Source organism: Massilia sp. GER05 (genome assembly GCF_052056005.1).
GTDB lineage: Bacteria > Pseudomonadota > Gammaproteobacteria > Burkholderiales > Burkholderiaceae_D > Telluria > Telluria orientalis.
In genome coordinates this window covers 2,419,591-2,442,796 of sequence record NZ_CP178858.1, presented here as the reverse complement: position 1 = coordinate 2,442,796, position 23,206 = coordinate 2,419,591, and the positions used below count along the sequence as shown (strand labels likewise).

At 55.1% G+C, this 23,206-nt stretch carries 21 protein-coding genes; 1 reads left to right on the top strand and 20 read right to left on the bottom strand.

The window, feature by feature from the left end:
- Nucleotides 1–248 precede the first annotated feature (248 nt).
- Nucleotides 249–1,433 carry a flagellar biosynthesis protein FlhB gene (gene flhB, locus ACL58G_RS10915; RefSeq protein ID WP_440966828.1) on the bottom strand — a complete coding sequence of 395 codons (1,185 nt, stop codon included), beginning with the start codon at nt 1,431–1,433 and terminating at the stop codon, nt 249–251.
- 342 nt (nt 1,434–1,775) lie between these two features.
- Here flhB and ACL58G_RS10910 point away from each other — a divergent pair, with 342 nt between their 5' ends.
- Nucleotides 1,776–2,096, top strand: a complete 321-nt coding sequence (locus ACL58G_RS10910; RefSeq protein ID WP_413383255.1) for a hypothetical protein — start codon at nt 1,776–1,778, stop codon at nt 2,094–2,096.
- 226 nt (nt 2,097–2,322) lie between these two features.
- Here the strand turns inward: ACL58G_RS10910 and rfbC are convergent, their stop codons facing one another.
- The 19 genes from rfbC to ACL58G_RS10815 form a co-directional block, all read right to left on the bottom strand.
- Entirely contained in the window at nt 2,323–2,874 is a 552-nt protein-coding gene (gene rfbC / locus ACL58G_RS10905; RefSeq protein ID WP_440966826.1) for a dTDP-4-dehydrorhamnose 3,5-epimerase, read from the bottom strand.
- Nucleotides 2,875–2,881: 7 nt separating this feature from the next.
- On the bottom strand, nt 2,882–3,751 hold the full coding sequence (rfbA, locus tag ACL58G_RS10900) for a glucose-1-phosphate thymidylyltransferase RfbA (protein WP_440968004.1): 870 nt from the start codon (nt 3,749–3,751) through the stop codon (nt 2,882–2,884).
- 18 nt (nt 3,752–3,769) lie between these two features.
- Nucleotides 3,770–4,663, bottom strand: a complete 894-nt coding sequence (gene rfbD, locus ACL58G_RS10895) for a dTDP-4-dehydrorhamnose reductase (protein WP_440966824.1) — start codon at nt 4,661–4,663, stop codon at nt 3,770–3,772.
- 1 nt (nt 4,664) lies between these two features.
- The gene (gene rfbB, locus ACL58G_RS10890; RefSeq protein ID WP_440966822.1) at nt 4,665–5,723 is read right to left on the bottom strand and encodes a dTDP-glucose 4,6-dehydratase; all 1,059 of its coding nucleotides are present in this window, start codon (nt 5,721–5,723) and stop codon (nt 4,665–4,667) included.
- Between the two features lie 100 nt (nt 5,724–5,823).
- The gene (locus ACL58G_RS10885) at nt 5,824–8,607 is read right to left on the bottom strand and encodes a YjbH domain-containing protein (protein ID WP_440966820.1); all 2,784 of its coding nucleotides are present in this window, start codon (nt 8,605–8,607) and stop codon (nt 5,824–5,826) included.
- A gap of 161 nt (nt 8,608–8,768) precedes the next feature.
- Complete coding sequence (locus ACL58G_RS10880) at nt 8,769–9,293, bottom strand: WbuC family cupin fold metalloprotein (protein WP_440966818.1); 525 nt, start codon at nt 9,291–9,293, stop codon at nt 8,769–8,771.
- Between the two features lie 26 nt (nt 9,294–9,319).
- Entirely contained in the window at nt 9,320–9,784 is a 465-nt protein-coding gene (locus tag ACL58G_RS10875) for a GNAT family N-acetyltransferase (protein WP_440966817.1), read from the bottom strand.
- Nucleotides 9,785–9,796: 12 nt separating this feature from the next.
- Nucleotides 9,797–11,065, bottom strand: a complete 1,269-nt coding sequence (locus ACL58G_RS10870; protein ID WP_440966815.1) for a glycosyltransferase family 4 protein — start codon at nt 11,063–11,065, stop codon at nt 9,797–9,799.
- Between the two features lie 12 nt (nt 11,066–11,077).
- On the bottom strand, nt 11,078–12,214 hold the full coding sequence (gene wecB / locus ACL58G_RS10865) for a non-hydrolyzing UDP-N-acetylglucosamine 2-epimerase (protein ID WP_440966813.1): 1,137 nt from the start codon (nt 12,212–12,214) through the stop codon (nt 11,078–11,080).
- Nucleotides 12,215–12,221: 7 nt separating this feature from the next.
- Nucleotides 12,222–13,346, bottom strand: a complete 1,125-nt coding sequence (gene wbjC, locus ACL58G_RS10860; RefSeq protein ID WP_440966811.1) for a UDP-2-acetamido-2,6-beta-L-arabino-hexul-4-ose reductase — start codon at nt 13,344–13,346, stop codon at nt 12,222–12,224.
- 4 nt (nt 13,347–13,350) lie between these two features.
- Nucleotides 13,351–14,394 (bottom strand): polysaccharide biosynthesis protein, encoded by a 1,044-nt coding sequence (locus ACL58G_RS10855; RefSeq protein WP_440966809.1) that lies wholly within the window; start codon nt 14,392–14,394, stop codon nt 13,351–13,353.
- 127 nt (nt 14,395–14,521) lie between these two features.
- Complete coding sequence (locus tag ACL58G_RS10850) at nt 14,522–15,694, bottom strand: glycosyltransferase family 4 protein (protein ID WP_440966807.1); 1,173 nt, start codon at nt 15,692–15,694, stop codon at nt 14,522–14,524.
- 20 nt (nt 15,695–15,714) lie between these two features.
- On the bottom strand, nt 15,715–16,956 hold the full coding sequence (locus ACL58G_RS10845) for an O-antigen polymerase (RefSeq protein ID WP_440966805.1): 1,242 nt from the start codon (nt 16,954–16,956) through the stop codon (nt 15,715–15,717).
- Nucleotides 16,953–18,143: a hypothetical protein gene (locus ACL58G_RS10840; RefSeq protein WP_440966804.1), complete on the bottom strand. Its 1,191-nt coding sequence runs from the start codon at nt 18,141–18,143 to the stop codon at nt 16,953–16,955. The genes ACL58G_RS10845 and ACL58G_RS10840 overlap by 4 nt, the downstream gene beginning before the upstream one ends.
- On the bottom strand, nt 18,133–19,656 hold the full coding sequence (locus ACL58G_RS10835) for a capsular polysaccharide export protein, LipB/KpsS family (protein WP_440966802.1): 1,524 nt from the start codon (nt 19,654–19,656) through the stop codon (nt 18,133–18,135). Before ACL58G_RS10835 ends, ACL58G_RS10840 begins: the two co-directional genes overlap by 11 nt.
- 45 nt (nt 19,657–19,701) lie before the next feature.
- Entirely contained in the window at nt 19,702–20,475 is a 774-nt protein-coding gene (locus tag ACL58G_RS10830; RefSeq protein WP_440966800.1) for an oxidoreductase, read from the bottom strand.
- Nucleotides 20,453–21,148 (bottom strand): acylneuraminate cytidylyltransferase family protein, encoded by a 696-nt coding sequence (locus tag ACL58G_RS10825; protein WP_440966798.1) that lies wholly within the window; start codon nt 21,146–21,148, stop codon nt 20,453–20,455. The genes ACL58G_RS10830 and ACL58G_RS10825 overlap by 23 nt, the downstream gene beginning before the upstream one ends.
- Complete coding sequence (locus tag ACL58G_RS10820; RefSeq protein WP_440966796.1) at nt 21,145–22,146, bottom strand: Gfo/Idh/MocA family protein; 1,002 nt, start codon at nt 22,144–22,146, stop codon at nt 21,145–21,147. Before ACL58G_RS10820 ends, ACL58G_RS10825 begins: the two co-directional genes overlap by 4 nt.
- Nucleotides 22,143–23,198 (bottom strand): nucleotidyltransferase family protein, encoded by a 1,056-nt coding sequence (locus tag ACL58G_RS10815; protein ID WP_440966794.1) that lies wholly within the window; start codon nt 23,196–23,198, stop codon nt 22,143–22,145. The genes ACL58G_RS10820 and ACL58G_RS10815 overlap by 4 nt, the downstream gene beginning before the upstream one ends.
- Between the last annotated feature and the right edge of the window lie 8 nt (nt 23,199–23,206).

Genomic DNA, 23,206 nt, shown 5'->3' with positions numbered 1-23,206 from the left:
CAGGGATACGCCATTATTGCTGATGCCCCACGGAAACTATGCGGGAAGGAGACGGGGAATAACCTCGCAATTCGTGGGTGGGCGGCGTTCGCGTCACGCTGGCTTTCGCGTGGGCACGGGGTGACCACCCTACCGTGCTGGCTTTCGCGTGGGCACGGGGTGCCCACCCTACGCGGGGTGTCCGCCATGCCGGCCGTAGGGTGGGCGGCCCTCCGCCCACGCGTGACGCATGCGATGTGCCGGCGTGATCAGTGCGGCGTACCGGCTCCCGCATCGGTACCCGGCTTCTGCGACGCGGGGTTGAACGGGTCCATTTCCGGCGGAACCGGCAGTTTCTTCGGACGGTCCGGATACTGGTCGAGCGTGCCCTTGCTGTAGGCGCGCAGCTGGAAGACGTAGGCCAGCACTTCGGCCACGGCCGAGTACAGCGCTTCCGGAATCTCGTCGTCGATTTCCGTGTGCTTGTACAGCGCACGCGCCAGGGCCGGCGCTTCCAGCAGCGCGACCTTGTTTTCCTTCGCGATCTCGCGGATCTTCGCCGCGACCTCGTCGGTACCCTTGGCCACGACGCGCGGCGCGCCCCGCTGCCCGTCCGCGTACTTGAGCGCGACGGCGAAGTGGGTCGGGTTGGTCACGACCACGTCGGCGGTCGGGACGTTGGACATCATGCGCTTCTGCGCCATCTCGCGCTGCATCTGGCGGATCTTGCCCTTGATCTGCGGGTTGCCGTCCGATTCCTTCGATTCCTGGATCACTTCCTGGCGCGTCATCTTGAGCTTGTCGGCGTAATGCCACATCTGGTACGGACCGTCGAGGATGGCGATTGCGCCCAGCGCGCCGACCATGGTCAGGAATGCCTTGGCGAGGATGCTGCCCAGGTGCGGCGCGGCCGTACCGAACGGTTCGACGACGAGGCCGATCACGGCATCCTTCTGGCTCATCACGACGAACCAACCGACCGCGCCGACGAGCAGCGTCTTGGCGACGGCCTTCAGCAGCTCGACGAGCGCATTGGTCGACACCATGTTGCCCAGGCCGCGCATCGGATTGAGCTTGCCGAAATTGGGCGTGAACGCCTTGGCGCTGAAATTCCAGCCGCCGATCAGCAGGGGCGCCGCCAGCATCATGAGCATGACGGCGCCCGCCAGCGGCAGGCAGGCCAGCAGCACGCGAACGACGTCGGCGAGAATGCGTTCGACCAGCACGTTCGGGTTGTAGATCTGCTCGCGGTCGAGCGACAGCCCGCGCTCCAGCACGGACGACAGCGTGTTGACGAGCCCGCCGCCCAGCATCCACATGCCGGCGCCGGCCGTCATCAAAACGGTAAAAGTCGCAACTTCGCGCGAACGGGGAATGTCGCCGTCTTCGCGCGCCTGCCTCAGCCGCTTCTCTGACGCTGGTTCGGTCCGTTCCGCGTCGCTGTCTTCCGCCATCCCGCACTCCGTTACTTTGGTTCAGGCTGGCATTATTCCAGATGTTGCCGCAGACCTAGAGAAAAAGAAGGACGGCAAACAGCCTGCATATCGTGTTTACGATGTGCATTCTTCTACGGGCATACCAATGTGAACACACAACACACTCGGTAAAAGTGATAGGAATGTGTTCCACTATCTGTCAAAATTGCAAATTGCTTATGTCGAAAAAAGATGACATTTTCGGCTGAGCTAGCCATAAAACCGGCATTTGATGAATCAAAGCAATGTTGGCTTGCTATATAATGAGTCAAGCAACATTGCCATGCGCAGGTGCCCCGTTAATCGAACAAAGGATACGAAATGAAGAAATTTCTCGTCACGACCGCCATTCTGAGCCTGCTGTCGGCCCAGGTCCTGGCTCAAGAAGCCGCAACCGCCAACGCGGGTAACACTGCCGCTACCGGCCAGACTGGCACTGCCTCGGGCTCCGCCGCAGGCACCGGCTCCGCTGCCGGTACCGCGGGCACCGCCGCAACGGGTACGGGCTTCATGGGCACGACCGCGATCGCTGGTCTGTCGGTCGGCACCGTGGCCGCGATTGGCGCCGCTGTCGCCGCCGTGGCCGTCGCTTCGTCGGACAACGGTTCGACCACGAACCACTCGACCACGACGCACCACTGATCCACGCCGGAACAGCGTAATGCCGTTCAGTTCAGAAGGACCCGTAGGGTGGGCACCCCGTGCCCACGCGTGACGTACGAGTCGTGACGTACGAGTCGCGTTGATGTTATGCGTGGGCGGAGGCCGCCCACCCTACGATCTGGAACGCGTGCGCGTTCCGGTTTGGGCACTGCAAGAAAAACGGCCGCAACAGCGGCCGTTTTCTTTGGCAGGTACTGCCCCGCGCTCAGTCGAACACTTCGGCTTGCGCGAGCAGTTTCCCGGCCTGATCCTTGGCCGCCAGCTGCGGCGCGAAATCGATGGGCCAGCCGATGCCGATGGCCGGATCGTTCCACGACAGGCTGCGCTCATGCTCCGGATACCAGTAATCCGTCGTCTTGTACAGGAATTCGGCGGATTCGCTCAGGACGACGAAGCCGTGCGCGAAGCCCGGCGGCACCCACAGTTGGCGATGATTGTCCCCGCTCAGCTCCACGCCCACCCAGCGGCCGAAAGTCGGCGACGACTTGCGCAGATCGACCGCGACGTCGAACACGCTGCCCCGCACCACCCGCACCAGCTTGCCCTGGGCATGCTGGATCTGGTAATGCAGTCCGCGCAATACCCCCTTGGCCGACTTGCTATGGTTGTCCTGCACGAACTGGGCGTCGACGCCGGTGGCCTGGGCAAAGTCGCGCGCATTGAAGCTTTCGTAAAAGAAGCCGCGCGCGTCGCCGAAGACTTTCGGCTCCAGCATCAGGACGTCTGGAATGGCGGTCGGGGTAACGGTATATGGCATGGGCGGACTATTTCAACAGGTTCAAAAGATAATTGCCGTAGCCGTTCTTGGCCAGCGGTGCGGCGAGCTTCTGCAGCGCGGCGGCGTCGATCCAGCCCTGGCGGTAGGCGATCTCTTCCGGGCACGCCACCTGCAGGCCCTGCCGCTTCTGCAAGGTCGCGATGAAGCTGGCCGCCTCCAGCAGGCTGTCGTGCGTGCCGGTGTCGAGCCAGGCAAAGCCGCGGCCCATGATCTCGACGTTCAGCTTGTCGCGCTCGAGGTAGCAGCGGTTGACGTCGGTGATCTCCAGCTCGCCGCGCGCCGACGGCTTGATGTCGGCCGCCACGTTGCACACGTCGTTGTCGTAGAAGTACAGGCCGGTCACGGCATACGACGATTTCGGCGCCTTCGGCTTTTCCTCGATGCTCAGGGCACGGTGGTCCGCATCGAACTCGACGACACCGTAGCGCTCGGGATCCTGCACGTGGTAGGCGAACACGGTGGCGCTGTCGGTGCGTTCGTTGGCGCTGTGCAGTTGTTTTACAAGGTCGTGACCGTAAAAGATGTTGTCGCCCAAGACGAGCGCGCTCGGGTCGTTGCCCACGAAATCCTTGCCGATGATGAAGGCCTGGGCCAGGCCGTCCGGCGACGGCTGGACGGCATACTGGATGCTCATGCCCCAGCGGCTGCCGTCGCCGAGCAGGTCGGCAAAACGGGGCGTGTCCTGCGGCGTGCTGATGACGAGCACGTCGCGGATGCCAGTCAGCATCAAGGTGCTGAGCGGGTAGTAGATCATCGGCTTGTCGTAGACCGGCATCAGCTGCTTGCTGACGGCCTGGGTCACCGGATACAGCCGCGTGCCGGAACCGCCGGCCAGGATGATGCCTTTACGCTTGATTTGGGACATGGCTGCCTCTTACAGGATTTGCCGGAGCACGTGGCGCACGCCTTCCTGCCACGGCGGCAGGCGCAGGTCGAACGTCGTGCGGAAGCGGGTCGTATCGAGCCGCGAATTGAGGGGGCGTCTGGCCGGCGTCGGATACTGTTCGGTGGCCAGCGGCGCGACGGCATCCACGCTGGCTTTGAGATTTTTACCGGCCGCCAGCGCCTCGCCGATCACGAATTGCGCATAGCCGTGCCAGCTCGTCTCGCCACCCGCCGCGACGTGATACGTGCCATAGGGGAAGCCGGTGCCGCGCGCGCGCGCATGCTCGCGCACGAGGTGGGCACTGAGGTCGGCCAGCAGCGCGGCCGGCGTCGGGGCACCGAACTGGTCGGCGACGACGGTGAGCTTCTCGCGCTCGCCCGCCAGGCGCAGCATCGTCTTGGCAAAATTGCCGCCGTGCGCGCCCACGACCCAGCTCGTGCGCAGGATCAAGTGGCGCGGATTGGCGGCCGCCAGGCCTTGTTCGCCTTCGAGCTTCGTGCGGCCGTAGACGCTCTGCGGCGCCGGCGCATCGTTTTCCGTATAGGCGCCCTGCTTCGTGCCGTCGAACACGTAGTCCGTCGAGTAATGCAGCACGAGCGCGCCCAGCTTCGCGCCTTCCTCGCCCAGGATGGCCGGGGCCACGGCGTTGACGGCACGGGCCGTCGCTTCGTCGGACTCGGCCTTGTCGACGGCCGTGTACGCCGCCGGATTGACGATCACGTCCGGCGCGACGCGGCGCACCAGCGCGCGCAGCGCGTCGGCGTCGGCGTCGGCCAGGTTGCAATCCTGCGTGCCGACGGCGATGACTTCGCCGAGCGGCGCCAGCGCGCGCTGCAGTTCGAAGCCGAGCTGGCCGTTCTTGCCGGTCAGGAGAATCTTCATTTCAGGCACCGTATTGTTGGCCGACCCAGGCGCGGTAGCTGCCGCTCGTCACGTGCTGCACCCATTCCTGGTTGTCGAGGTACCACTGCACCGTCTTGCGGATGCCCGTCTCGAACGTCTCGGCCGGCTTCCAGCCCAGCTCGCGCTCCAGCCTGGTCGCATCGATCGCGTAGCGGCGGTCATGGCCGGGGCGGTCGGTAACGAAGGTGATCTGGGTCGCGTACGACTGGCCGTCCGCGCGTGGGCTCAGTTCGTCGAGGATCGCGCACAGCGTCTTGACGACGTCGAGGTTGGCCTTCTCGTTCCAGCCGCCGACGTTGTAGACCTCGCCCAGCTGGCCCCCTTCGAGCACGCGCCGGATAGCCGAGCAGTGATCCTTCACGTACAGCCAGTCGCGGATCTGCTGGCCGTCGCCGTAGATCGGCAGCGGCTTGCCGGCCAGTGCATTGTGGATACACAGCGGGATCAGCTTTTCCGGGAAGTGGTAAGGCCCATAGTTGTTAGAGCAATTGGTGGTCAGCACCGGCAGGCCATACGTGTGGTGATAGGCGCGCACGAGGTGGTCGCTGGCCGCCTTGCTGGCGGAATACGGGCTGTTCGGTTCGTAGCGGTTCGTCTCGCGGAACGCGGCGTCGTCCTTGCCGAGCGAGCCGTAGACCTCGTCGGTCGACACGTGCAGGAAGCGGAACGCGGCCTTGCGGTCGTCCGGCAGCGCGCTCCAGTATTCGCGCACGGCTTCGAGCAGGTGGAAGGTGCCGACGATGTTCGTCTGGATGAATTCGCCCGGGCCGTGGATGCTGCGGTCCACGTGGCTCTCGGCCGCGAAGTTCACGACGGCGCGCGGCTGGTGTTCCTGCAGCAGGCGCCGCACGAGGTCCACGTCGCCGATGTCGCCCTGCACGAAGATGTGCCCGGGGTTGTCGCGCAGGCTGGCCAGGTTCTCGAGGTTGCCGGCATACGTCAGCTTGTCGAGGTTGATGACCGGCTCGTCGGTCAAGGCGCACCAGTCCAGCACGAAATTACTGCCGATGAAGCCGGCGCCGCCTGTCGTCAAAATCATATAGTCACTCCCCGGTTGACAGATCCGCACGGGCCGGTCGAGCGCCAGGTTGGCCGGCCCGGATATCCGGTGCCACCGCGCGATCAAAGATTACATTTTATCAATAAGTCCCGAACCACGCCACGCTAACGGAATTCGTGCCCGGCGTCACGGCGAAGCTCGAACGCACATTGTCGCGCTGCGCCTGCCACAGCCAGCCGCCCACGGCCATGCCGAGGACGCCGCCGGCCACGACGTCGGAGACCCAGTGCTGGCGTCCGGCCGTGCGGCCCAGCGAGCCGGCGGCGGCCAGCCCGTACAGCCATGGGGCATCGTATTCCTGGGCGAACGGCGTTACTGCCGCGAACGCCACGCTGGCGTGATTGGACGGGAACGACGCATTCGACTTGTCCGCGGCCTTGCCCCACTGTCCCTTCCCGTCGATCGGCCGGGCACGCCCGGCGAGATGCTTCGCCCCGATCGACAGGGCCGCGGCCCCGACGACCGATTCGAGCGAGATGATACCAATGTTCTGCATGCGCGCATCGCCAAACGCGACGGCCCCGGCCGCGGCGCCTGCCAGGACGACCGGCGTCGCCTTGCCAATATTGTTCCAGGCCCGCGCGACGCTGGAACCCTGGTGCTTCTTCATGAAACGATCGACCGGCTTGTCGAGCAGTGCGCTGGCCAGGATCGCGCCGCCGCCGATGATGGCGCCGTTGCCCCATTGCGGCAGGGTCGGCGTCGACTTGACGGATTGTTCCACGCGCATGCGGAACAGCGGCCACGGGTTCGGCATGGCGTCCACGGGCGGATTCACGGCCGGGAGGTTCTGTTCGTCGCGCCGCTCGGCGAAGTTGCCGAGACCGTCGAACGTGTTCATGTCGCGGCGCGGCTGCTCGACGAGGTCGTACAGGTCGCCCGGGCTCGCCACCATCTGGCCGACGTCGCGCGTCCATGGCGACAGGGCCACGCCTGCGGTGGTCTGCGTGTCGGACAGCAGCATGATGTTCAGCGGCACCGACAGGAAGATACCCTTGTCGTTGTACGGGTTCGACGGCGTGCCCGGATTCGTGATGTCCTTGCCGCTCGTCTTCGTGTACCAGGCGCCGATTTCCACGCCGGACGGGAAGCGCCGCTTGAACTCCATGCGCACGCCGTTGTCCTTGGCGAGGAAGCGGCCGGCGCGAGCCGTCGCGGTGACGTCGTACGGCAACTTGTAATGCAGGGACGCGAAGCCGCTGACGGTCTGGTAGTCGCGCTTGTCGAACCACCCTTTCACGCCGCGCTGCTGCAGGGCGTCGACGTTCACGTCGGCGGCCCAGCGGCTGTCCTTCGGCAGGTACAACACCTGGCCGCCGATGCCGCGGAACATCTCTTCGTACAGACCGCCGGAGACGCGCGCGTACACCCGTTCGGACGGCATCATGTACTTGTTGAGCATCAACCGGTTCAGCTTGAAACGGCCGCCGCGCTTGTAGTCGGCGATGTCCGAGCGCACGTGGGGCAACAGGCTGTTGGACGCCTGCGTGACGCCCGACACGGTCTCGTACACGGTGAGCTTGAAATCGCTGTTCAGGAACAGGCCCGGGGCCAGGCGGCGGTCATAGGTACCTGCAGCCCACAGTTCGTAGCGCAAGGCGCCGCTCGGGTCGTTGAAGAACATCGACACCTTGGGATACACCTTGAAGCGGTTCGCCTCGCGGTCTTCCGATGCCAGCTGCACTGTGTTGCCGTCCTGACCGACCTGGACCTGCAGGGCGCCCTCGTTCGCGACGGCAGCCAGCATGCCGTGCTGGTCCTCTCCGATCTGATCGCTCGGCTGGGCATAACGCACGATGACGGTCTGCAGGAAGGCTTCGCGATTCGACAACCCGGTCAAATAGTCAGTCAGACTCTGCAGATCGGTAAATTCATACGTCGCGATGGGCTGTTCCAGTTTCGTGTACGCGATTTGCATCCGGCGCGTGCCCTGCGGCGCGAAGGCGAGCGCGGTACGCGCCGCACGGCCGACCGCGCGGCCGAGATTGGAGATGCGACTGTTCGTCAACGACAGCTTCAGCGTGCCGTCTTCGAACGTGACGCGGACGTTCTTGAAATCCTGCTTGATCAGCGCCTGCACGAGCGCGGCGCCATGGCTGGGCTGCTGCTGCCATTCCTCGCCCGTGACGCGCGGCGGCGCCTGCTTCGGGTCGAACGGGGCAGGTTCGTACAGCTTGGGGACGAATTCGCGTTCGCCGAACGGGATGCTGAGATAGGCGTTGGCACTGAAATGGTCGCGATGCCGGGCGACCTGGGCGCCGAGCCAGCCCCAGCGGTATTCGAGGCCGACGGCGGGGCCTTTTTCGCGTTTGCCGGCAGCAGTGCGGGACGCCCGAAAGTCCTTCTTGTAGTCGTTGGCATCGTACTCGGCCACGACAGCCCAACCGGGCGCAGCCAGGGGCGCCCAACGCACGCCGGCAAATATCCCGTCGGGCCGGCGATGGCCGTAGCCGATACTTGCCTCGACATTCCGGGCCTTACCGAACGTCTTCGACGCGACGATGTATTCGCCGGTGAACAGTTCAGTACCGAACAAATCTGTTCTTCCAACGGCGACCTCCGGCAGCCAGCCCGATTCGCTGAGCAACCGCAGCTTGGCGTCCATGACCTTGTCCTTGAAACGGCCGTAATTGCTGCCGTACTGGCCCGGGACATCCGTAAAACCGGCGATACCGTTAATCGATACATAGCGCCCAGTCATCTGCAAGAACGGCAGCATGGTCGCGGAAGTCCAAAAGCTGCCGTAAGGCCGATCATAGCTGTAGCCTACGGACACCGTACCATCGCGCTCTACCCAGGCGCTCGGCATACTTATGTAACCCGACTGTCCCTGGGTTCCTGGAGTGGCCGCTAACGCATTCACGGCTCCAAAAATCAAATAACCGCACCAGGAATACTTCAGCGTTTTTCTATTCTTTTTCAACACGAGTGACAGTTTTATCCAAAAGGCTGACTTAGAAACAGAAATCGGCATTTCATCACGAATGCCGATTCCACGTTCATGGATGATCGCGACCCAGCTCTTCAACCAGTTACGGGTCGCGGACTCCATTCGTCGATCAATTTTTGCAACGCTTTCATGTAATCCAGCGCCTGTGGCGTTCCTTCCTCCGGCGCCCACGATGCCAGCTCTTTGGCCGCGTTAGGGTTGAAGGGCCCGCCCTTCAGTTCCAGCAGTACGGCCGCCTCGGTCAACGCCACGACCGTATGCCATGTGCCGGGCGACAGTTCAACCCCAGGCGCAATATCGTCGCCAAAACGCTCGGTACCGAACTTGACGACATTCGAAGGGTTCCCGGCATCGTCGAAAACCACGAGGGCAAACATTCCCTTTACCGCAAACAGGTCTTCTACTTTTGGATCCAGCAAATGACGATGCGGGCGGATGTAACTGCCGATACCGATGGCATTAAACAACCTCTGGCACGGATCGGCGTAATCCTTATGGATATTCCGATGCTGGCGAAGACGAGCCGATGCCTCGGCCTCGTTTACAAGCCCGTTAAGGCACGATGTAGAGAAAACTTTGATGTCGTGCCGACCTTCCATGTTGCCGCCAATTACCATTGCATTCCTTAAATGAAATCTCGCCAAAAGCGTCCGCGACGCCGGCTGCTTATACGCAAGCCATCCTGCCTGGCCATCTGCATTCCGGCTGCTTCCGCCACCTTGACAGATGCCGTATTTCCGACCTTTACTTCAGCTTTGACGACGCATTTTTTGGCGACTTCATCTGCAACGGCTTTGACCATGTGCTTTGCTATCCCTTGCCCTCTTGCTCCAGGCGCGATCGTCCAGGATAACTCGGCAGAACCATTTGCATCGTAGTCAGTTCGAACAGTTCCAACCGGCGCGCCATCTTTTTCAGCAATCAACAGCTGCCGCATGGGATTTTCGAGAGTAGCGCGGAACCAGGCAACATGCGAGGAAAAATCAATCGCTTCCGTATTGTGGCTACTCAGTCTCGTCACTGGATCGTTTCGCCAGTCGAAAATAACTTCAGCATCCTCAATGGTAGCGCGACGTAGAACTAATTCCATTTCACATTCCACTCAGACACGTGGTATCGAAAGTTTCGATTCCTCGTTCGACTTCGCGGCCGACGCGGATTGCCGCTGCGTTTCCTTTTGATGAACGCCAAGCGCAGCCACGACCTGCTGTGCAGCCGCCTCCGCCGAAAACTGACGGGAAAACAGAGCTTTGCAACGCGACTTGAATGCCGCATCCGAATCCAATCGCGCAATCAGGTCCTCGGCGAGTTCCGCCAGAGTGTCGAGAGAATTATCCTCACTGACCGCGCCCACCTCTTCGCTCCGGATCAGCTCTGCCAGATCATTTCCGCGATTAATATTTGCCAATACCGGCAGCCCACTCTGCATATACGTCAAGAACTTGCCAGGGATGTTGTGCGACTTATGCCGGCAATCGAGTGCCACCAGTCCGACGTGGCACTGCGCATACAGATCCGGTATCTCGTCCGGATGAATCTCATCCCGAAACAACACATTGTCCAGGCCACGGGCAACCGACTCGGCGGCGAGCCTTTTTGCGTCACTGCCGCGTCCAACGAAAAGAAACCCAACGTCGCTCCTGCTGCGCAGACGTGCAGCCAGGTCGAGCAGAATATCCATGCCTTGGGCGATCCCCATATTGCCGGCATAAACGAATACTTTACGCCCGTGGAGGGACGTTTTCGATACATTGATCGAACATCCGATGCCTGCGGCCGGCCCGAGCCAGTTCTGCAGGACTTCCAGTGAGCGGCCGGGACGCGTCGTCCAATCCTTGAAGTAAGTGAGGTTGCCGGGAGTCTGCACACCGATCGTATCAGCCACCGAATACTGATAGCGGGCGACCATGTCGAAGAATCGATATGGCAGGCCACGCCCCATCAGGCCCATGTCGACGGCCCACTCCGGAAAGATATCGCGAATGATCAGATATCCCTTGCATTCACTCGCACGCTTCAGGGCTTTCGCGAACGGGCCGTGAAAAATCGATGGTGCATACCAGACGACGCCGTCCCATTTGACGTTCGCCAATGGGCTCTTCCGGAAATTCCGCTTCATGGCGAACGGCATCAGAAACTCGCCGATCGTACGACGCAGATAAGAGATGTCCTTGATCCTGGGCGCCGCCAGTCGAAGCACTTCGACGCCATCCATGGTTTCAAGAGACCATGCTTGCTTGAGTTCTGCCGATGGCAACAGCACCGTCAACTCATGCCCCTGGCGCACGAGCTCGCGCGACAGGTCGCGCAATTGCACCGCACCGGACGTGCGAAACGGCGGAAAAGTGTCGGCGATTAACGCAATGCGCATCTACTTATTCCTTTAATACTTTTTCCAGACCACACGGTTAACGTAATCGGTATAGCTGTGCACGATGCGCACGACTTTTTCCGAAACGTTCGGCATGCTGTAATCACCGACCAGGCGCAAAGCCCTATCGTCACCGCGTGGCTGCGTGGCCAATATGTCGAGTCCTTGGCGCACCCGGTCGACTTCCAGCCCGACCAGCATGACCGCCGCTTCTTCCATGCCCTCCGGCCGCTCATGGGCTTCGCGCAGATTCAGCGCTGGGAAATTCAGAATCGACGACTCTTCATTGATCGTGCCACTGTCGGAGAGCACGGCCCTTGCCGACATCTGCAGCTTGACATAGTCGTGAAAACCCAACGGTTTCATCAGGCGCACCTGGGGATGGAACGCCGCGCCGGTGGCGTCGACGCGCTTTTGGGTGCGCGGATGCGTGGATACGATGACAGGCAGGCCATGATCTTCCGCTACCGCATTGAGCACCGAAACTAGCATGCTGAAGCTGCGTTCCGACTCGATGTTTTCCTCGCGGTGTGCGCTGACGACGAAATACTGCCCGGGTTGCAGCTCCAGGCGTTCGAGAACATTGGACGCCTCGATCCGGGGACGGTAATACGACAGCACCTCATACATCGGGCTGCCCGTCTTGATGACCTGATCCGGCGGCAACCCCTCACGCATCAGATAATCACGCGCGATCGTGCTGTAAGTGAGATTGATGTCCGCGGTGTGATCCACGATCCGGCGATTCGTCTCTTCAGGAACGCGCTGGTCGAAGCAGCGATTGCCTGCTTCCATATGAAAAATCGGTATCTTGCGCCGCTTGGCCGGAATCACGGAAAGACAGCTGTTGGTATCGCCCAGGACGAGCATTGCTTCGGGATTGACCTCGCCAAGCACCTGGTCCACAGCGATGATGAGATTACCGATCGTATGGGCGGCGCCGGTACTGCCTGCTGCACTGTTCAGGAAATAGTCCGGCTTACGTACTCCCAGGTCATCAAAGAACACCTGGTTCAGCTCATAATCGTAATTTTGTCCCGTGTGCACAAGCACGTGGTCGCAATGTGCATCCAGTGCCGCCAGCACACGTGACAGGCGAATGATTTCCGGCCGGGTACCGACCACGCTTACAACTTTCAGTTTTTTCATCATTTTTTCACAACGGACACGCAAACGTGTCCGGTTTGGAGCGGTCGAAGACCTCGTTGGCCCATAACATTGCGATCAGCTCGTCGGTTCCGACATTCGTGATGTCATGTGTCCAGCCGGGAACCGTCTCGACGATCTGAGGTTTGTCGCCACTCGTATGGATTTCCCAGGTCTCGCCAGTCTGCATGTGCCGGAATCTGAAGCGTGCTTGTCCCTTAATGACGAGGAACTTTTCCGTTTTCGTGTGGTGATAATGACCACCCCGCGTTACGCCGGCGTGCGCGGTGAAGTAGGAAAATTGCCCACTGTCCGGCGTCTTCAGCATTTCCACAAAGACTCCACGCTTGTCAGCATGCTGCGGCACGGTATAGGAGAACGATTCCTTCGGCAGATAGCTGACATAGGTCGAGTACAAGGCGCGCTCCAGTCCCGTGCCGACCCGTTCGGTCATCAAGGTGTGGCGACTGTCACGAAAGGCTTGCAGCTGAGTTGCCAGCTCACCAACTGTAATGGTGTAACGGGGAGATACTTTCGCAAATCCCTGCTCATCCAAGACCGGGAACTGGCCATCCATGGCTCGTACGAAAACGTCGACAACGTCGTCTACATACACCAGAGTAAGGACTGCGGCTGGATCATTGACCTGAATCGGCAACCCGGAAGCAATATTGTGGCAATACGTCGCCACCACGGAATTATAATTCGGGCGGCACCATTTACCAAAGACATTTGGTAACCGAAAAATGAATACCGGAATGTCATGCTTCGACGCTGCATGAACAGCCTCCTCCGCCATTCGTTTGCTGACACCGTAGGGATTGTCGAGTTCCGCCTGGACCGAAGATGCATACAGTACCGGCACCTTCCGGCCGGTGCGCGTTGCGAGATCACATACCGCTTCCGAAAGCTCGGCCGTCAGGTCCGTGTTGCCAGTCTTGAACTCTTCGGCATGTTGCGGCCGATTCACGCCAGCCAGGTGAAAAACGAATTCCACGCCTTCCAATTTAGAACGCAGTGCGGAGACGTCATCGTCGCGCGTAAAGCAAACGACCTCGACATCCGAACGCTCGGCAAGGTGTTGACGCAGGTTTTTCCCTACGAATCCGTTCGCCCCGGTAATCAGCACCTTCATCGGCTTATTCTCCAATTTCCGCTGGCTCGCCGCGAACGATGCGTTGAATAAAATCCAGCTTGAGCAACAACTGCTTCATCCCTTCGACGTCGAGTCGCGTGGTATTGTGTGAGTTATATTCCTCGCCATGCAAAGCTTGCGTGATACGCTGCTCGCCTTCCTCGACAAACTTGGCGTAGTTCAGGTCGCGGCCATCGGGCGGAACACGGAAGTAGTCGCCCATGTCTTCCGAGCATGCACGCTCTTCGCGGCTCAGCAACGACTCGTACAGCTTCTCACCGTGACGCGAACCGATCACCGCTACCGGATGTTCGCGCTTATCCATCAGCTCAAGGATAGCGGTCGTGAGAACCTCGACCGTGGCAGCCGGCGCTTTCTGCACAAAAATGTCACCGTTATTCCCGTACTCGAACGCGTACAAAACGAGATCGACGGCATCGGCGAGCGTCATCATGAAACGGGTCATCGATGGGTCGGTGACCGTGATCTGCTTCCGTTCTTGGACCTGCTGTACGAACAGAGGAATCACCGAACCACGCGATGCCATTACATTACCGTAGCGAGTGCCACAAATCACCGTTCCAGTGCCCTCGAGGTTTCGGCTTGCTGCAACCATGACTTTCTCCATCATGGCTTTACTTATACCCATCGCGTTAATTGGATAGACTGCCTTGTCGGTGCTTAGACATACGACACGTTTTACGGCGGCATTAATCGCCGCATTCAACACGTTCTCTGTACCCAACACATTGGTATGCACCGCCTGCATTGGGTGGAATTCGCATGACGGCACTTGCTTTAGCGCTGCGGCGTGGAACACGAAATCTACGCCACGCATTGCGCTAGCAACGCTACGCTCATCACGAACATCCCCAATATAAAACTTAAGTTTTGGGTTGTTATAGCGCTTGCGCATGTCATCTTGCTTCTTTTCATCACGGCTAAAAATTCGGATTTCCGAAATATCCGTATCGAGAAACCGACCCAGCACAGCATTGCCGAACGAGCCAGTTCCACCCGTGATCAATAACACTTTACCTGAAAACATAAATGATTCCGTCCTATATTTCTACATTTAGTGCACTCGAGAGCCAAACGCTCTATGCTCTAAGTCTTATTTCTGCTTTTTCGTTTCACTCTGTCGAACATATATCTGCTGTCACGCTGAAAATAGACTAGCCTATCCTCTCGGAAGCCCAAGATTTCTGGCGGAGTTTTCCATTCCAATACGTATCAACAATGAATTTGAAAGTAGCATCAGCACATTCACGCCACGAATAACTATCGGCTAGACGTCGGGCACGATCAACTAGTTGCTCGCGGCCATTAGGGTCGACAAGCAGTTGCTCTATGGCTCGTGCAATTGAAGGAGGATTTTCGGGATCGAAGTAAATTCCCGAATCTTCGAGAACCTCCGGCATCGGTCCGCGATCCGAACAGGCAATTGGCAAACCGGCCGCCATCCCCTCCAATAAAGTTACCGGCAAGTTTTCACAACTTGATGCGAAAACAAAGATATTGGAGTTCGAAAGATAACTTTGCAATTCCTGCTGTGATACGAACTTTATTTGCGAAACAAATGCACCAGTCGGATCAAACCTACGCATAGACTCAGTTAGCAGCTTCTGCGCCTTCCCTTGTCCGCCGCCTATGAGGATCAAACGCAAGTTATGACCCTGCTCACGTAGTATCGCGATGGCCTCGACAACGTGCCATTGATGTTTATACATCTCCGCACTGGACACGTAAGTACACACGATTGGCTCTCCTGCCACGGGCCACTTTCGTCGCATTCCGATGTTTCTGAACGAATCGCCCACTCCATGCGGGACATATGCGATGTTGGACAAAGCCCCGCAAGACTGCTGAATTACCTTTGCGGCGTATCGAGTCAAGAACATAACGCCGTCGGCGCGACGGAACGCAGCATTTTGTAGCCATAAGATCAACAGCAACCGAAGCCGAGCCTTGCTAAGACCGAAATAGCTCATTACGCCATCTTCATAGGAAAGCATGTCCTGGCTGAGGACTACCATCGGCGAAAATTTCGACAGCGTACTCGCACTCGTAGCGAACATGATGTCACAGCCGTTTATCTTCGCTTCCTTATCGAGCTGAAATCGCTGCCAGACCAGCTGCGCCAACAGCCCCTGATTGAGCGCATGCGGACTATGCTTACGCAACCAAGCTCGCTCGGGCAGCGCATTTAACAATTCCTGATATGACCAAACATGAACCTCTCGGACGCCATACAACTCCGGATCAAAATTCTCGATTATTCCTATCAAATGCGCACGAGCGCCACCGGACCGGTTTCGCGAGGCATCGATGCCGACAACGATTTTCACATTCATATCCATATAACGAACTATTCTGCCGGCCTCGAAATTCGTGTTTGCGCATCGTTCCCAAATCGGTACAAAAACGACAGAACATACATAACTATCAAGGGCACCAGCAGCACCAATTCACCAAAAAAATAATTTCCAAAAAAAGCAAACCATATGGGCTTCTGCAAACCCATCAACATCAAAATTTTAGACTTATCGCGATTTGCAGAGCCTTGCAATTTCACCAACACTAATGCGATTAATGCTGGATAAAGGACGCAACCAAAGATTCCCAGATCGTGATAAAAAGGATATAAATAAGTGCGAGCATTGAAAAATAACGTGTCAAAATTTGTTAATCTTATCAATCCGCTCTCATAATCATTCTTCAGAAACGGCCAGAGCAAAAATTTCAACGAATAAAAAACATAGGTATGCGATGTATCAGATCTAATAAGTGAATTTAGATTTTCGAAATTAAACGCAACATATGTGTATATCGGACTAAAGAATGTCTGTAAAGCTTGATCTCCAAGAAACGAATTGGCAACTGTTCCTGCGGACATTCGAAGAAAAGACAAAGCCGACATTAACGCGACAACTGCACAGCCCAGAAATATAAGATGCATTGACTTTAATCGGCCCGACTGTGCATACAAAAACATCGCACCTGAGATCACTATCAATAGCGTACCGCGCGACGCACTAAATACTACGCAGTAGAGAGCAATTGCATAAAATGCGTACCATTTCAACACCCTTCGCCGCGAAGGCGATAGATTACTCGCGCTATGTAATTCATAAAGCGCACACAGACATAGATATGGCGTAAGAATTTCGAAATAGTGAACACCAGGGATCGCATCTGATCTTTCCGCTTTGATGTCTCCACCAGCCATACTCATGAGTAATTTCTCCGGACTAAATCCAAACAGATATAGTCGCAGTGCTACCGCCGCGATACTGCATATAAAGAGAACATTGAGTACGCGCCGAAACCATATTGATGGGTTGGACACAAATCGACCAGGGCGGCTCGGTACGGCACATAGGAATCCTACGGTGAATACACTAAGGCCGCTCAGAAAAATAGCCCCATACGTCTCCAACTCCCACGGGCGCTGTAACGACGGATCTTTAAGACTTGCCATATCCGCAATTGCAGCAGCGACAAACCAAAAGAGACACATTAGCGCGCATGGCGCGAACATGTTCCGAGTACGTTGGGCAACTCCAAAATAGGTCAGCAACCCAGCGATCAACAGAAAAAAACTACTCATGATTGCGTCGTCTGCCTATGTGGAATCAAAAACAAACAATACATCAGCAGAAGCAAGTACCCGTAGCCGGCTCTAGCTGCGGTAAAAAATTCAAGTATATGGGTAGCATATTTCCCGCCCCAGGCCAAAATCGCACTGTAGAATATTAAAGTCAAGCACGCAGCCATCAGAAGTTGGGGCCGCATGTCTCGCGCACTCATAACGTGAAACAATATAGGTGTAACGGCATATGGAATAATTCCAACGGTCACTAGCTGCATTAATCCAGTTAAGTTTGCGTATTTAGTCAAGACTGGTATCGCAACCGGAATTACCATCCATGCAACGAACACTGCGATTATTGTTGGCACTAAAAGAGCGACGATTTCCCTTGGAAAGTAAATTTTTCCTGTATCAGCAGCCTTTCTAACGATTTTTGGAAAAACAAACTCAGCCAGAGTACTTGGAACGATAAGCAAGAGCGAAAATCCGAAGAGAACGACCGAATACTCACCGAGCACCGTCTTTCCAGAAAAATGGCTGAGCATCAGTCGATCAACTGAAAATGACAGAAATATCACGATAGAATTCAGCAACAAGTACAACGCTGACGATCGAACGTTTTGAATAGTACTCTTCCAGTCAATATTCCGAACTGAGCTAACGATCTTTTTGTCGCTGAAGAGATATGCAGTCGCAATGAAATACGTAGCAACAGTAAGAAACAAAAACCATTTAAAGCCGAAAAGAATTACAGTTGTCGCCTGGACTGCTATTGGGAGCGTCGACGAGATCGCGTATGTATACAGCATCCGATTATTATCGCCGGATGCCCGGTAATAATTCTTTAGGATTGTTGCAACTGAGACACAATACCCCCATACGACAAATGTCCCCATCAATAGGGGATTGTCTGTGAAAACAAGGGCCGTACTGATGATGACGGTCGACACCGCACTCGTGACAACCAAGCAGAGCCAGAGCAGATGTTCAGATCTTTCTTTTTCCCAAACTGGCACGTAGCGATCAAGCGCAAACCGAAAGCCAAGATGCGAATAGTCCATTAGTTGCATCCAAACTTTTGCGAGAGCAACTTCGCCAAGAAGCGGCAGTGACAGTATTCTTATGAAAAAAAGATTGATGATTACATTACACGCCTGATTGAAGTAGGCCAATAATGAATAACCACTAACGGTTTTAAAACGCACGTGAGATCGCCTCAGTAACCGTTGCATAAAACTCGTCCTGATATGATCCCCGTTCGTGCAATTTAAATGTCATTTCCTCGAAATGTTGAGGTATTAAAATTTTAGCATCATCCCCAGGATAAATATGACGGCTAGGTGCAATCGAAGAGCGGGACAATTTTGTGAAAGTTAGATAGAGAAGCACTCTCGCCTTACGGCTGACGGCCGCATCTAACGGTTCAAGCTCAGTGATTTCAGTAAGTAGCTTGATGTATGACGCACTCGAATTAGCCTCGATTGCAACACCGAAACCCGAGTAATAACCTTCGCCGCAAGTGAGCGCAGGAAGTCCGAAGCCACTATACTCGAGCCCCGCAGTTCCACGCGCTGTGACCACATAATCGGCGATCTTCCTAATGCTCAAGGTATTTAGATCTTTCGGAGTAACGTACACGTTTTTTACGCCAATTTCATCCAAAAGCGTCTCGACAGCTCCACGTTCACCCCACATATAAGAACTAGGATGCGGCTTGACAAAAACATTAACGTTGTTATTCTCCGATAACGCCTTCAATGTCTCACGCAACCAAACATAATAATCAGCAAAGGCAAGTTTCCCTCCGACATGGGGCGCGTCAGAAAATGCATGAGCCATCACGAAAACGCACTTCTTTTCATCCTTGACGCCGACTAGTCGAAGCAACTCGGACTTGTCATACATCCGCTTGTTAGTGTAGGCGTTCTTCAAATCCACCTGGTCAATTTTACCGCCGAGTCGACGATCAAAATATTCATCGGCGGCCTTAACAACCTCCGGGTTATCCAGACCACTCGAAAGCTCATCGGAGTTAATTCTTAGGAAATGTTCATAAATACTTGATTTCTGTTCGTAGACCCTAAACACGTCCATATCTTTAAGGAATACAACCGCTCCTTTGGCATGGGCGATACGACACAAGATACCGAACTCGGCATAGACCGTATGACTGGTCACCACAGCTTTTATGTTATATCGCTCAAATATTTTCGATGCGCGATGGAAATTGTAGATAGCTCTGAAAATAAGACGAAAATGTTCGCGAAATCGTAATTCACGAACTGTATAGCAGTTAGGGCGGTAGCGGATTAAAGTATCATAAACGAGGTCACCGATGTGAACCCCATTAATTTTCAATGCCAGTAGCGCTTCCCCATTGGAAGTGTTCCGAATAAGAATCAACGTGGATGCGATGCAACGCAAAACAAGCAGAAAATTAAAATATCCACGCCACCAACAAATAAAATTCGACATTCCAAACGAACTAGCGACGCCATAGGCACTGCTTGCTTGACGATATATGCTATTAAGCAGCACTATGCTAGCCATGCCGGTTTTTTTTTCGATAAGCTTTGCAATCAGAAATTTTTCAGTCAACGATGCCGGAGTGCTAAGAGCCGTCTCAATTAGGACACCCGGAGTTCCGGTTGAAGGCTCCCAGTGCCGACTGTTCTCTTTGTTAAATTTATTTTCAGCATCAGAAGCTAAATGCGGCAAAAAAATCGTCTTTAGTACCCGTATAATCGTGTGCATGCGTAAAAATTACAAAGTGAAACCGTCGTCAACGATGATATTTTGGCCGACGACGTAACGTGAATGATCCGAAAGCAGGAAGGCAATTGCGCCAATAATATCTTGCGAATCCAACATTCCTTTCGATTGACAAATGTTACGATATTTCTCAAGAAATGCCGGATTTTGCCCATCGAATATGCCACCCGGACTTACACAATTAGCGCGAAAATACTTGCTTGTGTATGCGCTAGCGTATCTCGTAATCAATTGCAACCCGGATTTGATAGCTGCATATTCAACAGGCATCGTCATGTTGGTGCCCTCATAAATATCGAATTTAGGAGTGGTCGCCCCATAGATTGACGACAAATTGACTAGCGAAAAATATGCGTTATTCTTTTCGCTATATAGGGCACATTGTTGCATAAAGACGAAGTAGGCGCCCAAATGCAGCCCGACATTTTCTTGAAAGTCTACGAACTCAACCTCATAAAAATGTCTGCCATAATTCTTATTCCGAGGATAAGCTGCATTAACCGCGCCGTCGATCCCTCCAAAACGTGCGTTTACTAACACAAACATTTCTTGGATTTTCTCTCGCTTCGTAATGTCCAGCTCAAGCAACATCAAGCGACCATCATTAACTTCGTGCTTTTGTACGGCTCGCAGCATATCGATACTGACATCCAGAGCACAAACATTTGCACCAGCTTCGAGCAGTTTAGCGGTAATTGCACGGCCAATCAGGCCTGCGGCACCGGCGACTAAAAAAGTCTTGTTATTGAGGGGGATTGGCTGCATGTTGATACAGTAACTCTGCAAATTGAAAATCGAGCGCGTCGTCGATATCGACCGCTCGGCATTTAGGTATGACCACTGACTTTACCCGACCATCAAATATTTTATCATGGTTCAAAATGAATGCTGTTCGTGCCGCATATGCCACCGTGGTAATATCAAATACCTCTGGCGCATCTTGCCGGCGTACGGTACCACCAGCTCCAAGGACGATGCGGGTTTCGTTTAAATTGTCGCGTACAACCATATTGAAATATGGATTCCGCGCCGCTGGAGTAACTGTAATTACAATGTCGGTTTCACTGTCCAAGCTTTCGATACAATTATTGACGTCCTCTGCCGAGCGCAAAGGACTTGTACTCGGCAGGCTTAGGAAAAGATCGAATTGACGGCCATTCGCGAACATATGTTTAATCGCGTGCTGCCATGCAAGCCATTCTGGGGCTGAATCTGTTGCCAACTCCGGCGGCCGCATGATGACATCTGCCCCATAATTTCGCGCGACCGTTGCTATATTTTCGCAATCGGTAGATACGAATACGCCATCAATTGCCGGCAACTGCTTCGCCAGCAAGATCGAGTGGGCGATTAGCGGGATCCCGCCCAATTCTCTAATATTTTTACCAGGAAGACCTTTCGATCCTCCCCTTGCAAAAATAAAAGCATATGTAGTCATTTTTCAAATCCTTGCAATGGTATCGGCCTCTTTAACTCCGCCGAAGTACGAATTGCCTCGATCATTTCCAAGGTATAAGCCGCGTTCTCCAAACCTACCATTGGCAATGCATTACCTTGTGCGACGGCGAAAAAATGCGATAACTGCTTCTGATACATTTGATTGCGATCAAAGTTGGCATCATCGAACAGATGGGAAACACTATCCTTGACTTCCAACGAAATATTATTTGCCAATAAGTCCCAAACGAGATTACCATTTTCGCCGACAACTTTACAGCGGCGTGTCGCCCGCCGTTGTAGAAAGTCCAAATGCAGGTGAGCGACTAAGCCATCGACACGTGATAGCAGGATATCAGCCCTGTCCTCCACGTCAATTTCAAGTGCCCCAGAGTTCGACAATATGCCGTAAACGCTATCGAATTTACCGAAAATCCAGTTCAAATAATCGAATTCGTGACTAAGTTCAAGTAAGACACCGCCTCCCATGCTTTGATTGGCCGACACGCTTTTGCGATAGTCATTCTGGGGACGCCAATCAGGCAGATATTGCCCAAGATCGATTGAAATCGATCGCAATTTACCAATAGTGCCCTGGTCAATCAGCTCTTTCATCCGAGTTGCGGATGGCAAATAACGCAGGTTATAGCCGACTTCAAGAGAACCAGAGTAGGAAGCCAACTCGGCGGCGTGTTTTTTAAAGTTGGCAAAGGAATCCGTAAGCGGCTTTTCAATCAGGACCGGAATGCCTTGGCGCAGACAGGCGAGAGCGTGCTCCAAATGAAAAGGAGCCGGCGAAGCGACTATTGCCATGTCCGGCCCCCACCCAAGCGCATCGTCGACTCGAGAAAAGTGGTAATTTGCGGCGGTTTCGTTAATTCCCAACGCCCTTCCTGACGCTGACGCGCAACTAATCTCCGCCGCAGGAAATAGCGCGCGCAAGTTAACGATATGGCGCCGTGCAATGCTTCCGCTTCCGATGACTAGATGCTTATTCACAGTTTACCTACCTCGTCCTGAGCCCGATGGAAGTCTTCGATGCGGCCGATGTCAAGCCAATATTCGTGCATCGGAAACATTGTGACTTCTTTACCGCATCCGATCGCATTTTCAAGCAAAGTTGGCATGTCAATTCGCGTTCCAGGCTCGACGCTGCGAACTAACTCTGGCGAAAGGATATATATACCAGCATTGATAAAGAAACGCTGTGTTGGCTTCTCGACCATACCAGTGACCCTGTGTCCGTCGCTGCTTATTACGCCATACGGCACCTTGTGCTCGTATTCACGTACGCACATGGTCGCAATGCTGTTATTCTCATTGTGAAAATCGAGCAAACCACGATAGTTGACACGAGTGAGAAGATCACCATTCATCATCAGCAATGGTAAGTTGATCTCGTCATGCGGTAGCAGGCCTAGCGCGCCGCCTGTGCCCAGCGGTGCTTCCTCGTGCACATACTTAATAGTTACTCCCCACCGTCTTCCGTCACCAAAATGATCCTGAATCATCCAGGGTAAATAGTGAGTAGAAACGTAAAACCGCTTGAATCCGGCTTCAATGAAACTCTCAAGAATAAGCTCGAGAATGGCCTTATCACCAACTTTCAGCAAGGGTTTGGGGCAGTCTTGAGTTAATGGATAGAGGCGTGTACCGAAACCACCAGCCATCAAAAACACGGGATTATCGATTTGTCGGTGATCGAGTAAATCGTGCAGGGTTTCTAAACCCACTACAATCCGATTTTCGTTAATTACAGGAAGTTGTAATAACTGGGTAGCTTCCATGATCGAAAGCACATGCTCGCGTGACCATTCGGGATAAGCCACCTGTGGCGTATGGCACATTACCATATTGACGGTAATATCCATAGGCACATGACGCAATAAGGCGCGGCGCACATCGCCGTCAGTCAAAGTACCGAGCAACCGCCTGTTCTCGTCAACGACGATTACAATACGCAGTCCTCCCTTGTCGAGTACGTTCACTGCTTCCTCTAGGGGAGTAGCTGGTCCGACAAGTACTTTTTCCCATCTTTTTATACTTTGCATAAGACTAA